Raw genomic sequence first — 14255 nt, 5'->3', positions numbered from 1 at the left:
CGTCGGGGAGCACTTCCCCGGCCACAATGCGGCGTGACATGTACAGAAAGCAGAAAGCCCGCTTTCGCGGGCTTTCCGGGTGTAATGGCGGAGTGGACGGGACTCGAACCCGCGACCTCCGGCGTGACAGGCCAGCATTCTAACCGACTGAACTACCACTCCGCGCTGAGACAAACATTGTAAGACGATTTGCGCGGTTTCCGCTAGACCATCCTGCAAATTTTTTAACCTTGCACCGCCCCGAAGTGGTGGGTGCTGAGGGTTTCGAACCCCCGACCCTCTCCGTGTAAGGGAGACGCTCTACCGCTGAGCTAAGCACCCCAGGTGCATCACGCACCCTGCCATCGGCAGCGAGTCGGTTAGTTTACGGCATCCTTCAGGGCTTTGCCAGCCTTGAAGGCCGGGTTCTTGGACGCCTTGATCTTGATGGTGTCGCCGGTCTTCGGGTTGCGGCCCGTGCGTGCTGCACGCTTGCGGACCTGGAAGGTGCCGAAGCCGACCAGCGTCACGGTGTCGCCCTTCTTGAGGGCCTTGGTGATGCTGGAGATGACGGCGTCGACGGCGCGGCCAGCTTCGGCCTTGGACACTTCGGCTTCGTCGGCGACGGCATCGATCAATTCGGTTTTGTTCATTGAGTAACTCCCTTTGCGGCACAACCGCGGAATGAGTAACCGGAACCACGGGGCATCGCTTGCCTCACGGGAACCGGTCGTTATATCCACACGCAGTGAGGCATCGCCCCATGCGCGCGGGTGTCGTCGTTATACCAGTGCAAAAAAAGCCACGCAACCCGAAAACCTAGTAATGACGCGGGTTTCGGGGCGATTCGAGCCACCATCCGTCACATCGTTCAGTGCTTCACGTCCGGTTGTTGCGGCCCCTTGCCGCTTTCCTTCTCCGGCGTCGGCACCGTGCGCTCGCCGCCGCCATCGGCGGGCACCGGCGCCAGCGGGCGCTCCAGTGCCAGGTCCAGCACTTCGTCGATCCACTTCACCGGCACGATCTTCATACCCTCGGTGACGTTGGCGGGGATATCCGCGAGGTCTTTCTTGTTCTCGTCCGGAATGATCACGGTGGTGATGCCGCCACGCAGCGCCGCGAGCAACTTCTCCTTCAGGCCCCCGATCGCGGTGACGCGTCCCCGCAGCGTGATCTCGCCGGTCATGGCGACGTTGGCGCGAACCGGATTCTTCGTCAGCGCCGACACCAGCGCCGTTGCCATCGCGATGCCCGCGCTGGGCCCGTCCTTCGGCGTGGCGCCATCCGGCACATGCAGGTGCACGTCGTGCTTCTGCAGGAATTCAGCATCCACTCCCAGGCTGGCTGCGCGACTGCGCACTACCGACAATGCGGCGGAACCCGATTCCTTCATCACGTCGCCAAGCTGGCCGGTCAGCATCATGCCGCCCTTGCCAGGCACCAGCGCAACCTCGATCTGGAGCAGATCGCCACCGACTTCAGTCCAGGCCAGGCCAGTCACCAGGCCGATCTCGTTCTGCTCTTCCGCGCGCCCGAAATCGTAGCGGCGCACGCCGGAGTACTTTTCCAGGTTCTTCGACGCGACCTGCACCGTCGTCGCCTTCGTGGTCTTCTTCTTTGCCAGCGCCTTGGCCCCTCCCAGTGCGATCTCCTTCACCACCTTGCGGCAGATCTTGGCGACTTCGCGCTCCAGATTGCGCACGCCCGATTCGCGGGTGTAATAACGGACAAGGTCGCGGATCGCGCTTTCGGCGATCTTCAGCTCGTCCGCTTTCAGGCCGTTGGCTTTCAGCTGCTTCGGGACAAGATAACGCTGCGCGATGTTGACCTTCTCATCCTCGGTGTATCCCGGGATGCGGATCACTTCCATGCGGTCCAGCAACGGGCCGGGGATGTTCAGCGAGTTCGACGTGGCGACGAACATCACCTCGGACAGGTCCAGGTCCACTTCCAGGTAGTGATCGTTGAACGCGTTGTTCTGTTCGGGATCGAGCACCTCAAGCAACGCTGACGAAGGGTCGCCGCGGAAGTCCATCGACATCTTGTCGATCTCGTCCAGCACGAACAGTGGGTTCTTGCTGCCGGTCTTGTTGAGGTTCTGCACGATGCGGCCCGGCATCGAACCCACGTAGGTGCGGCGATGCCCGCGGATCTCGGCCTCATCGCGCACGCCACCCAGCGACATGCGGACGAACTTGCGATTGGTCGCCTTCGCGATGCTCTGGCCCAGCGAGGTCTTGCCCACGCCCGGAGGGCCGACCAGGCACAGGATCGGCCCGCGCAGCTTCTTCACCCGCGACTGCACCGCGAGATATTCGAGGATGCGCTCCTTGACCTTCTCCAGGCCGTAGTGGTCGGCGTCGAGCGTGTCCTGCGCGACCTTCAGGTCCTTGCGGACCTTGGTGCGCTTGTTCCACGGTACACCCAGCACCCAGTCCAGGTAGTTGCGCACGACGGCGGCTTCGGCCGACATCGGCGACATCTGCTTGAGCTTGTTGAGCTCGTTGCGCGCCTTGGTCTCAACCGGCTTCGGCATGCCCGCCTCGGCGATCCGTCGCGCCAGGTCCTCCAGTTCGTTGGGCGCTTCGTCGAGTTCACCCAGTTCCTTCTGGATGGCCTTCATCTGCTCGTTGAGGTAGTACTCGCGCTGGCTTTTCTCCATCTGCGACTTCACCCGGCCGCGGATGCGCTTCTCCAACTGCTGCACGTCGATCTCGCCGTCGACGAAACCGACCAGCAGTTCGAGCCGCTCACCGACTTCGATGGTCTCCAGCAAGCGCTGCTTGTCGCTGAGACGCACTCCCAAGTGTGCGGCGATGGTATCGGCCAGCCGGCTGGGTTCGTCGATGCCTGCCAGCGTCTGCAGCAGTTCGGGCGGCAGTTTGCGGTTGGTCTTCACATACTGCTCGAACAGGCCCATCAGCGAACGCGCGACCGCCTCGATCTCGCGCGGCTCGCGCCCGTCGGTGGAGTCGATCTCCTCGCCCTGCCCATACAGCGCGCCATCGCGTTCGTCCACGTGGGAAACGCTGATGCGTGCCGTGCCCTCGACCAGCACCTTGATCGTGCCGTCGGGCAACTTCAGCAACTGCAGCACCTGTGCCAGGGTACCGACCGTATACAGGTCGGCGGCAGCGGGATCGTCGGTCTCGGCGGACTTCTGCGCAAGCAGGATGATGCGTTTGTCGGCCTCCATCGCCTGTTCCAGCGCACGCATGGATTTGTCGCGCCCGACGAACAGCGGGATGACCATGTGCGGAAACACCACCACGTCGCGTAGCGGCAGGACCGGCAGGTCGAGGGTTTCAGTCTGGGGATTGCGGGGCATGGGGGCTCCAGCGAAGTGCGGAATACGGGGCATCGAAACACCAATGGGGCCGTTATGGGGCCATCGGCATCGGGATGCAATAGCGGGCTGGAAACTGCAACAAAAGCAGTGCGTTGGAATCGGCGCGCGGAAAATGAACAGGCGCCACTAGGGCGCCTGTCGTAGACCGCTTCGCGGGGCCGGTCACTCGGCCGCCGCGACCTTCGGTGCGGGCGGATTCTGGTAGATCAGGTACGGCTCGGACTTGTGCTCGATGACCGACTCGTCCACGACCACCTTGCTGACGTTTTCCAGCGACGGCAGTTCGTACATCGTGTCCAGCAGCACCGACTCGACGATAGTGCGCAGGCCACGGGCGCCGGTCTTCCGCTTGAGCGCCTTGCGGGCGATGGCGGACAGGGCGTCCGCGCGGAACTCCAGTTCCACGCCCTCCATCTCGAACAGCTTCTTGAACTGCTTGGTGATGGCGTTCTTCGGCTCGGTCAGGATCTTGACCAGCGCGGTCTCGTCCAGTTCCTCCAGCGTCGCGACCACCGGCAGGCGGCCCACGAATTCGGGAATCAGGCCGAACTTGATCAGGTCTTCCGGCTCGACCTCCGACAGCACCTTGCCGATTTCCGACTTCTTCTCGGAACTCTTCACCTTGGCGCCGAACCCGATGCCGCCGGCCTCGGTGCTGCGCTGCTGGATGATCTTGTCCAAGCCGGCGAACGCGCCCCCGCAAATGAACAGGATGTTCTTCGTATCGACCTGCAGGAACTCCTGCTGCGGATGCTTGCGCCCACCCTGCGGCGGCACGCTGGCGACGGTGCCTTCGATGAGCTTCAGCAGTGCCTGCTGCACGCCTTCACCGGACACGTCGCGGGTGATCGACGGGTTCTCGCTCTTGCGCGAGATCTTGTCGATCTCGTCGATGTACACGATGCCCTGCTGCGCCTTGTCTACGTCGTAGTCGCACTTCTGCAGGAGCTTCTGGATGATGTTCTCCACATCCTCGCCCACGTAACCGGCCTCGGTCAGCGTGGTGGCGTCGGCGATGGTGAACGGCACGTTGAGCAGGCGCGCCAGCGTCTCGGCCAGCAGGGTCTTGCCCGAACCGGTCGGACCGGCCAGCAGGATGTTCGACTTGGCCAGTTCGACCTCATCGTTCTTGCTGCGGCTCTCGATTCGCTTGTAGTGGTTATAGACCGCCACCGCCAGCGTGCGCTTGGCCCGGTTCTGGCCGATCACGTACTGATCCAGGACTTCGAGGATCTCGCGCGGCTTGGGCAGGTGGCTACGGGCCGACTGCGCCTTCTCCTCCAGCTCCTCGCGGATGATGTCGTTGCACAGCTCCACGCATTCATCGCAGATGAACACGCTGGGACCCGCGATCAGCTTGCGCACCTCGTGCTGGCTCTTGCCGCAGAACGAGCAGTACAGGATTTTGGTGCTGTCGCCGGAACGGCCCTGACGATCTTCGCTCATGCTGGTAATACTCGGTCGCTCAACCTGCCCTCGGGGGCTTGCGGTCGGAGAATAGCACACGGCCCCGGCGTGTCAGCCGGGCCCGTGAACAGGGGATTCGTGCCGTAAAAGCGGGCAATCCGGGGAATCAGGCCGACTGGATGGAGTCGTCCGGGCGACGTTCCAGCACCTGGTCGACCAATCCGTAGGCCTGGGCATCGGCCGCGCTCTTGAAGTTGTCGCGCTCGGTGTCGCGCTCGATCGTCTCCAGCGACTGCCCGGTGTGCTTGGCCAGGATTTCGTTCAGCCGGGCACGGAGGGTCAGGATCTCGCGGGCATGGATGTCGATGTCCGTCGCCTGGCCCTGGAAGCCACCCAGCGGCTGGTGGATCATCACGCGCGAGTTCGGCAGCGCATACCGCTTGCCCTTCGCGCCCGATGCCAGCAGCAGCGCGCCCATGCTGGCCGCCTGGCCCACGCAGATGGTGCTGACGTCCGGCTTGATGTACTGCATGGTGTCGTAGATCGCCATGCCCGCCGTCACCACGCCGCCCGGCGAGTTGATGTACAGGCTGATGTCCTTCTCGGGATTTTCCGCTTCGAGGAACAGCATCTGGGCCACGATGACGTTCGCCACGTGGTCGTCCACGCCGCCGACCAGGAAGATGACGCGTTCCTTCAGCAGGCGGGAATAGATGTCGTAGGCGCGCTCGCCGCGGCTGGTCTGTTCGACCACCATCGGCACCAGGTTGAGGGCTTGGGTTTGGATGCTCATTCGGTTTTCGCGCCTGTCGTTCGTGGAAAGGTCCGGCCTAGGATAGCCGGACCTTCTGCCCGGACGGGTGCCCGGCTCAGTTGCGGATGGCTTCCTGGAAGGAAAGCGTCTGCTCGGTGTGCTGGGCGCGCTCGGCGATCCAGTCGATCACCTGCTCTTCCATCACACGACCCTGCAGACTGTTCATCAGTTGGGGATCGTTGCGGTACAACTCAATGACCTGCTCCGGCTCCTCGTAGGTCGAGGCGATCAGGCGCAGCGTCTCGTTCAGGCGCTTGGGGTCCAGGCGCAGCTGGTTGCGGCGGGCCACCTCGCCCACCAGCAGGCCAACCAGCACGCGCTTGCGCGCTGCATCCAGGAAGCCTTCGTGTGCGTTGTCCGGGATCTGCACCTGCTGGCCCTGGCGGCGGGCCTGCTCGGCGGCCTGCTGGACCATCGCGCGCGCCTCGTTCTCGACCAGGCGCGGCGGCATTTCGACGTGCGAGTAGACGGCGATCAGCTGCTCGCCGACCTCGCGACGCAGGCGGGTCATCAGGGCACCCTTGAGCTCGCGCTCGAGGTTGCTGCGGATATCCGCCCGGAACTGCTCGGCGTCGCCGCTCTTCACGCCGAAGCTGCGGATGAACTCGCGGTCCACCTCGGGCAGCACCGACTCGGCCACCTCGGTGACCTTGACGTGTACGTCGACCTGCTTGCCCGCCAGCGGCGGAACGCGCCAGTCGGCGGGGAAAGTGACCGACACCGTCTTTTCGTCGCCCTTGGCCAGGCCCACGAGCGCCTGTTCGATCTCGCCGAACATCACGCCCGACCCGATCAGCGTGGCCCCCTTCTCGATGCCCTCTGCCGGCATGCGCTCGTCACCGGCCTGCGACCAGGTTTCCAGCGCCACGCGATCGCCTTCCTTCGCGCCGCGCTCGACCACCTGGAACGTGCGTCGCTGCATTCGCAGGTTGTCGACCATCTGGTCGATGTCGGCATCGGTCACTTCGGCGGCGTGGCGGATCACGGTCAGCTTGGAGACGTCGACGTCGCCGAAGTCCGGCACGACTTCGAACGTGGCCACGAAATCCAGCTCGCCCTCGCCCTGCTTCTCGATGCGCGGATTGCCGGCCAGCTGCAGTTCCTGCTCACGCACGGCGTTGTTGAACGTCTCGCGCAGCAGGCCGTCGAGGGCCTCGGCGCGGACCTGGTCGCCATAACGCTGTTCGATGACCTTGGCCGGCACCTTGCCGGGGCGGAAGCCCTTGATGCGCGCGGTGCGCGACAGTTCGCGCAGGCGACCGCCGATGTGGGTGTCCAGGCGCTCAGCCGGCAGGCTGAAGCTCATGCGGCGTTCGAGGTTGCCGACCGATTCGACCGAAACTTGCATACTCACTGACTCCTGCGGCCACGGCACAGCCGGGGCGATGTTGATAATCCGGGACGCCTGGGACATGAGCGCGAGGCCCGCCCGGCGGAACTTGCTAGTTTCGCTGATTCCGGGGCAGGCTGCCAGCGGGGCGGGCGTTTCAGTGCTGAAGACGCGGCTCGGCCGAACAGTCCCAGGTCGAGCGACGGCGCGACAGGGGCCGGCACGTGACCGCCCCTGCCTTCGGCGGGCGGCGCGTGGTGCGAAAGGAGGGACTCGAACCCTCACGGGGATTACCCGCTGGAACCTAAATCCAGTGCGTCTACCAATTCCGCCACTTTCGCAGGTCGTTGCATTGTAGCCGGCGCCCTGCTCACGCCGGCAACAAAAAAAGCGCCCGGGGTGACCGGGCGCTTCGGGTTTGGTGGGCCGTCAAGGATTCGAACCTTGGACCTATTGATTAAGAGTCAACTGCTCTACCAACTGAGCTAACGGCCCCGAAAAACTGGCTACGTAGTGTAACCGCATCTTCTTTTTCTGTGAACCCCCGCAGTGCGGAGATCCTCGATCAGTGGGGTGGCTGAGGGGACTCGAACCCCCGACATCTGGAATCACAATCCAGTACTCTAACCAGCTGAGCTACAGCCACCACTGAAACCTGCATCCTTCCGGTCCGCACCGGAAGTGGCGCGCCCGACAGGACTCGAACCTGTAACCGCCGGCTTAGAAGGCCGGTGCTCTATCCGGTTGAGCTACGGGCGCCCGGTCCGGATTGTCGCATCCCCGCCCTGCCGGAACATACTGGCAGCACATCAGACTGGTCGGGGTAGAGGGATTCGAACCCCCGACCCTCTGCTCCCAAAGCAGATGCGCTACCAGACTGCGCTATACCCCGACGAGGGTCCCGGCATGGCGTCTGGACGCCAACGAGGTCGCGTATTGTCGGAACCTGCGGCCTTGCTGTCAAACGAAACCTGATGATCCATTGCTTGCGATATGCTCAGGCACTGGGGACAGACGTCCGGCAACCACATGAGGGAACGATGATGCGCAGCGGCAATCCGGCATTGAAGGAATCCACCTTCCTCGACCTTGGCAGCGGGGCGGTTGTCTCGCGCGACGGCGGGGCGATGACGCTCAACGGCACCATCAACAAGACCGGCATCCTGTTGTTGCTGACCGTGCTGACGGCGGCTTTCTCGTGGAACCAGGCACTCGGACCCGATGGCCTGCCCGCCCCCGGCTTCGCGGTGTACATGTGGGGCGGCGCCATCGGCGGCCTGGTGCTGGCACTGATCACCGTCTTCAAGAAGACCTGGTCGCCCGTCACCGCGCCACTCTATGCGCTGGTCGAAGGCTTCTTCCTGGGCGCGATCTCCGCGGTGTACAACGCGCAGTTCGGCGGCATCGTGATGCAGGCGGTGATGCTGACCTTCGGCATCCTGTTCGCACTGTTGTTCGCCTACCGCAGCGGCCTGATCAAGGCCACCGAGAACTTCAAGCTCGGCGTGGTCGCCGCTACCGGCGGCATCGCACTGGTGTACCTGGCGAGCATCGCGCTGGGCTTCTTCGGCATCAAGATCCCGCTGATCCACGAATCCGGCCTGGTCGGCATCGGCTTCAGCCTGTTCGTCGTGGTCATCGCTTCGCTGAACCTGGTGCTGGATTTCGACTTCATCGAAACCGGCGTCGAACAGGGCGCGCCGAAATACATGGAGTGGTATGGCGCGTTCGGCCTGATGGTCACGCTGGTGTGGCTGTATCTGGAATTGCTGCGCCTGCTGTCGAAACTGCAGTCGCGCGACTGATTCCATTCCTCCCGAAAGAAAAGGGGCGCCTCGGCGCCCCTTTTTTCATGAGCCGACCGTCTCATCCTGTGGCGCTGGGTTCGCGACCGCGACCGCGGCGGCGCGGCGCGTCGACCAGGCGATGAACACCAGCGCCGACAGCGCCAGCCACCAGCAGTAGTGCACGCTGCCGGCCAGCGCCAGCGGCGACACGGCCGCCAGTGAGGCCGCCAGCAGGATCTGTGCGCCGTAGGGCAGCACGCCTTGCACCACGCAGGCGAAGATGTCGAGCATGCTCGCCGCCCGTCGTGGACTGATGCCGTGGCGCTGGGCGATATCCTTGGCAAGGCTCCCGGTGACCAAGATCGCGACGGTGTTGTTCGCCGTCAGCGCGTCGGTACCCGCCGCGAGCGCCGCGATGCTGATTTCGCCGGACCGGCGCCCCGTATGCCCCCGCGCGAATCGCGCGATGACCTGCGCCAGCCAGTCCAGGCCTCCGCTGGCCTTGATCAGGGCCGCCAGGCCACCGATGAGGATGGACAGGAGCGTGATCTCCACCATGCCCTCGAAGCCCATGTAGATATCGCCTACGTAGGACACCGCGTCGTAATCATCCGTGAGCACGAAACCGAAGACGCCCGCCGCGACCAGCCCGATGGCCAATACCAGCACCACGTCCAGCCCGGCCAGAGCCAACCCGAGTACCAGCACGTAGGGCAACACCAGCCAGGGTGACGCCGCATCGGGCGCCGCTACCGGCGCCACGTCGCCCAGCGTAGCCAGTACCGCAAGCGTTGCGATGGCGGCCGGCAACGCGATCTTGAAGTTCTCACGGAACTTGTCGCGCATCTCCGCGCCCTGGCTGCGCGTGGCGGCGATGGTGGTGTCCGAGATGATCGACAGGTTGTCGCCGAACATGGCGCCGCCCAGCACCGCGCCGACCACGAGCACCCGGTCCAGCCCTGCGGCATCGGCCACGCCCAATGCGATGGGCACTACGGCCGCCACCGTGCCCATCGAGGTACCGATCGACAGCGAGACGAATGCCGCCGCCAGGAACAATCCCGGCAGGATCAGGCTCGCCGGCAAGGCGCCCAGGCCCAGCGCCACCACGGCATCGACCGCGCCGATCGCCTTGGACACCGTAGCGAACGCACCCGCCAGCAGGAAGATCAGGCACATCAGCATGACGTTGCTGTCGCCCATGCCGGCGAGCAGTGTCTGCTGCGCGGGCAACCCACGACGACGCGCCAGCCATACGCCGAGCGCCAGCGCCGGCAGGATCGCCACGGGCGCGCGCAGCTGATAGAACCCCATCGCCTCGCCCTGCGCGGTGAAATACAGGCCCGCACCGAAGAACAAGGCAAGGAACAGCAGCAATGGGGTCAGCGCCAGGGCGCTGGGACGGACGGACATGGCGGGGTCTTCTGCGAGGACCGCGGATTGTGCGTGCCGGCATCGTACCGGCCAACCTCATGGATGGGACACCGGCCGACAAAAAGAGAACGCTGCCCCGCGCCTCTCCGTCGTTAGTCCAGGCCCGAGGCTTTGCGGTAGCGCCCGCTGCTCCACAACGTGGCCACAAGCGATGCGCCGCCCACGATGAGCAGGATTGCGCCAACCACGGGCGTTCCCAGCAACAGGGAGCCGATGCCGAACATCAGCGCGAACACGCCGGTATTGCCGGCCAGCCAGGCCAGCCCCAACCATGCGAGCGAGCGCCTGGGCGCCGCACCCGGAAGATCGCGCCACCAGCCTGGCGGACGCACGCGCCGCGTGAAAGCGGCGAGGTGTTCCCTGGGCACCGGCGGGGTGAGGAACGTCGCCAGCAGCGCGCTGGAGGTGGAGATGCCCACGATGGCCAGCAGCAGATATTCCGCCCGCACCTGCGGGAAAATACGGTACAGCACCACGGAAGACACCACGGCCGACACGATCCCCGCGATCTCGGTCCATGCGTTGGCCCGCCACCAGAACCAGCGCAGCATCGAGGGCAATCCAAGGCCCGCGCCCAACGCGATGAAGAAGCGCCATGCCTGTTCGATGCTATCGATCTGGGAGGCCACCAACACACCCATGACCGTCAGCAGCGCGACGGACACGCGACTGACCCACACCAGGCGCGCCTGGCTGGCGTCCGGATGCAGGAAGCGCCGATAAAGATCATGGGTGAGGTAACTGGCGCCCCAGTTGAGGTGCGTATCCACCGTGCTCATGAACGCGGCCAACAGCGAAGCGAACAGCAGGCCCAGCGCACCCGCCGGCAACAACTGCGCCATCAGTACCGGATACGCCATCTCGCGATCCGCAGCAACGATCGCGGCCGCGCCCTCGCCCGCCATGCCAAGCGGGAAAACCACCAGCGCCACCAGCGCCACCAATACCCATGGCCAACTCCGCACCGCGTAGTTCAGCACGGCGAACCACAGCGCGCCGCCCACGGCATGCCGCTCATCGCGCGCGGTGAATATCCGCTGCGCCAGGTAGCCGCTGCCGTCGCTGTAGTACTGCGCCCACCACTGCACCGCCACATAGACCAGGAATACCTGCACCGGCAGCCACGCGGCATCCGCTGCAGGCACGAACGCAAGCAATTGCGGCACGTCGTAGTGCCGGGCAAGACCTTCGCGCAGACCCGCGAGTCCACCCACATGGTCCACGGCCAACCATGCGAACAGCACGCCACCGGCCAGCGCCATGCCGAACTGCAGCAGATCGGTCAGGATCACGCCACGGATGCCACCCAGGCTTGAATAGGCACCGATCAGGCAGAACAGCACCACCACCGTGAGCGTGTCGCCCGGCGTGCCGATCAGCAGCGCACCCGGCCAGATCGCGGCGAACGACGCCACCGCATCCGCACTCAGCCACGCCGTCCAGTCAACGAACGGCGCCGCGATCTTCACCATCGCGCGCACCACCCAGCCCAGGATGATGGCGTTGATAAGGATCGCGAAGAACGCCGCCTTGAACCCGCGCAACCACGCGCCCGAGCGGCCGCAGTAGCGCAGCTCCAGCAGTTCCGCGTCGGTGAGGACGCGCGAGCGCCGCCACAGCGCGGCGAACACCACGGCGACCGACACGTGCGAAATGGCCCACGACCACCACAACCAGTTGCCTGCCACGCCATGTTTGGCAACCAGGCCTGAAACCACCAGCGGCGTATCGGCGGCGAAGGTGGTCGCGGCCATCGAGGTGCCCAGCCACCACCACGGCAATGCGCGGTCGGCCAGGAAGTAGGACTCGAGCGAACGCCCCGCGGACCGGGACACCCACGCTCCCACCAGCAGGGTCGCCACCAGATAGGCGGCGACGATGGTCCAGTCAATGACCGCCAGCGATCCCATCGGGCGCGACGGCAAGCGTCATGAGGAACATGGGGTCGAGGATACCCCAGGGGGGACGATCACCCAACCCGCCTCGCCGCACGCATCCGCGCGGCAAGGCGTCGTAAGCGATCAGACGCGGCTGGCGATCGCCTTGGCGAACGACATCGTGGTGCCCTCGCCGCCCAGGTCCGGGGTCAGCGAATCCTTGGCCTCCAGCGTGGCGATGATCGCGGCGCGCAGGCGCTCGGCTTTCTCCGGCTGGCCCAAGTGGTCCAGCATCTGCGCGGCGCCCAACAGCAGTGCGCAAGGATTGGCCACGCCCTTGCCGGCGATATCCGGCGCCGAACCGTGCACGGCTTCGAAGATCGCCGCGTCGACGCCGATGTTGGCGCCCGGGGCCAGGCCCAGGCCGCCCACGAGGCCTGCGCACAGGTCGGAGATGATGTCGCCGAACAGGTTGGTGGTGACGATGATGTCGAACTGCTCCGGACGCATCACCAGCTGCATGCAGGTGTTGTCCACGATCATCTCGTTGGTCTGGATCTCGGGGTACAGCGCAGCCACTTCGCGCGCCACCTTCAGGAACAGGCCCGAGGTGGTCTTCAGGATGTTCGCCTTGTGGACGATGGTGACCTTCTTGCGGCCGGTCTTGCGGGCCAGCTCGTAGGCGTAGCGCACGATGCGCTCGGAGCCCTTGCGGGTGATCTTCTGCGTCAGCAGCGCGGTTTCGCCGTCTTCCGAGATCGACTGGCCTTCACCGATATAGGCGCCTTCGGTGTTCTCGCGCACGGTGATCAGGTCCACGCCGGTCGGGAAGCGCGACTTGGTGTTCGGGAACGACTTCGCCGGACGCACGTTGGCGTACAGGTCGAAATGGCGGCGCAGGGCCACGTTGATCGAGCTGAAACCCTCGCCCACCGGCGTGGTCAGCGGGCTTTTCAGCGCCACACCGTTCCTGCGGATGGAATCCAGCGTGGCCTGGGGCAGCAGGTCGCCGTGCTTTTCCAGCGCAACCAGGCCGGCATCGGCTTCTTCGTACGTCAGGCCGACCTTCATCACGTCGAGTACGTACAGGGTGGCGTCCATGATCTCCGGGCCGATACCGTCGCCGCGGATGACCGTAATCGTCTGGGTCATTGAGTGGGGTTTCCGAACAGGGGCACGCGCCGGGCGGAGCCGCAGCGGGCGCGAAAAGGAAGATTTGTCCGCCAATTATGCCCGAACGGCCGGCAAGTCCCCTAATCGACCATGGTCGGAGATCGGCCTGCCGGGCACCGGCGGCACGCCACCGGAGTGATCATCACAGCGAACGCCGGGATCCATGTCGCTTCTGCTCATCCTTCGCAAAGCAAGACGGAAGGCAAAGATCAAGATGGGTCGCAGCCTTCGCTGGAACGACGGAGGAGTCACGGATAGGGGATGGTCCTGCGCCGCCTTCGCTGGGCTTCAGTGGTCGTGCGCCGGCGGCGCGTCAGCCTGCCCGCCTTCCAACTGGTCGAGGAAATCCACCGCCCGGCGCAGGTGCGGGATGACGATGGAGCCCCCCACCACCAGGCCCACCGAGAACGTCTCGAAGAATTCCTCGCGCGTCACTCCGGCCTCCTTGCACTGGGCGACGTGGTAGCTGATGCAGTCGTCGCAACGCAGGACCATCGAGGCCACCAGGCCCAGCAGTTCCTTCGTCTTCACGTCCAGCGCGCCTGCCTGGTAGGTCTGCGTGTCCAGTGCGAAGAAGCGGCGGACGACCTGGTTGGGCTCGTCCAGGATGCGCTTGTTCAACCGCTGCCGGAATTCGGTGAATGCCTTCACGCGGTCCTGGCTGTCGTCGGCCGCGCTCATGCCGCCTCCCCTGCGAGCAGGGCTTCGAGCTTGCCGGCACGGTGCAGCGCGATCATGTCGTCGTAGCCGCCTACATGGGTCTCGCCGACGAAGATCTGCGGCACGCTGGTGCGCCTGGCCTTGGCGATCATCTTCTCGCGTGCGTCGGCGTCAAGGTCGATGCGCACTTCGGTCCAGGTCTGGCCCTTGCTCTTGAGGAAGTTCTTGGCCGCCACGCAGTAAGGGCAGATTGCGGTGCTGTAGAGGGTGATCTCGGGCGTGGTGGCGCCTTGCGGGGTGTCGCTCAAGGGAGTTCTCCGGAACGAAAGGGACATGCTGGGGTCCCAACCAATATCGGGTCGACGGGGGCGGGTTACAGCCGGTGGCATGGAACAGTGCGGACCGGTACTGGTCCGGTTAACCACGTATTCACTCGCCCGGATCA

The 14255-nt window shown here is 64.9% G+C and carries 11 protein-coding genes and 7 tRNA genes; 1 reads left to right on the top strand and 17 read right to left on the bottom strand.

Annotation, left to right across the window (positions count from 1 at the left end; all coding sequences use genetic code 11):
• Positions 1–85: 85 nt before the first annotated feature.
• The 12 genes from FB548_RS07050 to FB548_RS06995 all read right to left on the bottom strand — a co-directional run bounded on the left by FB548_RS07050 (position 86) and on the right by FB548_RS06995 (position 7771).
• Positions 86–162: transfer RNA gene (locus FB548_RS07050), tRNA-Asp, on the bottom strand.
• Positions 163–246: 84 nt separating this feature from the next.
• Positions 247–321, bottom strand: a tRNA-Val gene (locus FB548_RS07045).
• A gap of 38 nt (positions 322–359) precedes the next feature.
• On the bottom strand, positions 360–656 hold the full coding sequence (locus tag FB548_RS07040) for an HU family DNA-binding protein (protein WP_225590824.1): 297 nt from the start codon (positions 654–656) through the stop codon (positions 360–362).
• Between the two features lie 194 nt (positions 657–850).
• Complete coding sequence (lon, locus tag FB548_RS07035; RefSeq protein WP_142123982.1) at positions 851–3307, bottom strand: endopeptidase La; 2457 nt, start codon at positions 3305–3307, stop codon at positions 851–853.
• A gap of 183 nt (positions 3308–3490) precedes the next feature.
• Entirely contained in the window at positions 3491–4774 is a 1284-nt protein-coding gene (gene clpX, locus FB548_RS07030) for an ATP-dependent Clp protease ATP-binding subunit ClpX (RefSeq protein ID WP_142123981.1), read from the bottom strand.
• 127 nt (positions 4775–4901) lie between these two features.
• Positions 4902–5528: an ATP-dependent Clp endopeptidase proteolytic subunit ClpP gene (gene clpP / locus FB548_RS07025; RefSeq protein ID WP_142123980.1), complete on the bottom strand. Its 627-nt coding sequence runs from the start codon at positions 5526–5528 to the stop codon at positions 4902–4904.
• A 76-nt stretch (positions 5529–5604) separates the two neighbouring features.
• Positions 5605–6897 carry a trigger factor gene (gene tig / locus FB548_RS07020; protein WP_142123979.1) on the bottom strand — a complete coding sequence of 431 codons (1293 nt, stop codon included), beginning with the start codon at positions 6895–6897 and terminating at the stop codon, positions 5605–5607.
• A 237-nt stretch (positions 6898–7134) separates the two neighbouring features.
• Positions 7135–7220, bottom strand: a tRNA-Leu gene (locus FB548_RS07015).
• A 78-nt stretch (positions 7221–7298) separates the two neighbouring features.
• Positions 7299–7374: transfer RNA gene (locus tag FB548_RS07010), tRNA-Lys, on the bottom strand.
• A 74-nt stretch (positions 7375–7448) separates the two neighbouring features.
• Positions 7449–7525, bottom strand: a tRNA-His gene (locus FB548_RS07005).
• Between the two features lie 36 nt (positions 7526–7561).
• Positions 7562–7638: transfer RNA gene (locus FB548_RS07000), tRNA-Arg, on the bottom strand.
• Positions 7639–7694: 56 nt separating this feature from the next.
• A tRNA-Pro gene (locus FB548_RS06995) sits at positions 7695–7771 on the bottom strand.
• Positions 7772–7919: 148 nt separating this feature from the next.
• Here FB548_RS06995 and FB548_RS06990 point away from each other — a divergent pair.
• Positions 7920–8684: a Bax inhibitor-1/YccA family protein gene (locus FB548_RS06990; protein ID WP_304654050.1), complete on the top strand. Its 765-nt coding sequence runs from the start codon at positions 7920–7922 to the stop codon at positions 8682–8684.
• A gap of 45 nt (positions 8685–8729) precedes the next feature.
• Here FB548_RS06990 and FB548_RS06985 read toward each other — a convergent pair whose 3' ends face one another.
• The 5 genes from FB548_RS06985 to grxC form a co-directional block, all read right to left on the bottom strand.
• Positions 8730–10079 (bottom strand): Na+/H+ antiporter NhaC family protein, encoded by a 1350-nt coding sequence (locus FB548_RS06985; protein ID WP_142123978.1) that lies wholly within the window; start codon positions 10077–10079, stop codon positions 8730–8732.
• Positions 10080–10192: 113 nt separating this feature from the next.
• Positions 10193–12010 carry a sodium:solute symporter family protein gene (locus FB548_RS06980; protein ID WP_221625916.1) on the bottom strand — a complete coding sequence of 606 codons (1818 nt, stop codon included), beginning with the start codon at positions 12008–12010 and terminating at the stop codon, positions 10193–10195.
• A gap of 111 nt (positions 12011–12121) precedes the next feature.
• A complete protein-coding gene (locus FB548_RS06975; RefSeq protein WP_142123976.1) occupies positions 12122–13129 on the bottom strand; it encodes an isocitrate dehydrogenase in 1008 nt (335 codons plus the stop codon).
• 309 nt (positions 13130–13438) lie between these two features.
• Positions 13439–13831, bottom strand: a complete 393-nt coding sequence (locus FB548_RS06970) for a carboxymuconolactone decarboxylase family protein (protein WP_142123975.1) — start codon at positions 13829–13831, stop codon at positions 13439–13441.
• Positions 13828–14118: a glutaredoxin 3 gene (gene grxC, locus FB548_RS06965; protein ID WP_255470346.1), complete on the bottom strand. Its 291-nt coding sequence runs from the start codon at positions 14116–14118 to the stop codon at positions 13828–13830. Before grxC ends, FB548_RS06970 begins: the two co-directional genes overlap by 4 nt.
• Between the last annotated feature and the right edge of the window lie 137 nt (positions 14119–14255).

Origin of the sequence: Pseudoxanthomonas sp. 3HH-4, assembly GCF_006716465.1 — a bacterium.
Lineage (GTDB): Bacteria > Pseudomonadota > Gammaproteobacteria > Xanthomonadales > Xanthomonadaceae > Pseudoxanthomonas_A.
The sequence above is the reverse complement of the archived record's forward strand: the minus strand, read 5'-3'. Positions and strand labels throughout refer to the sequence as shown.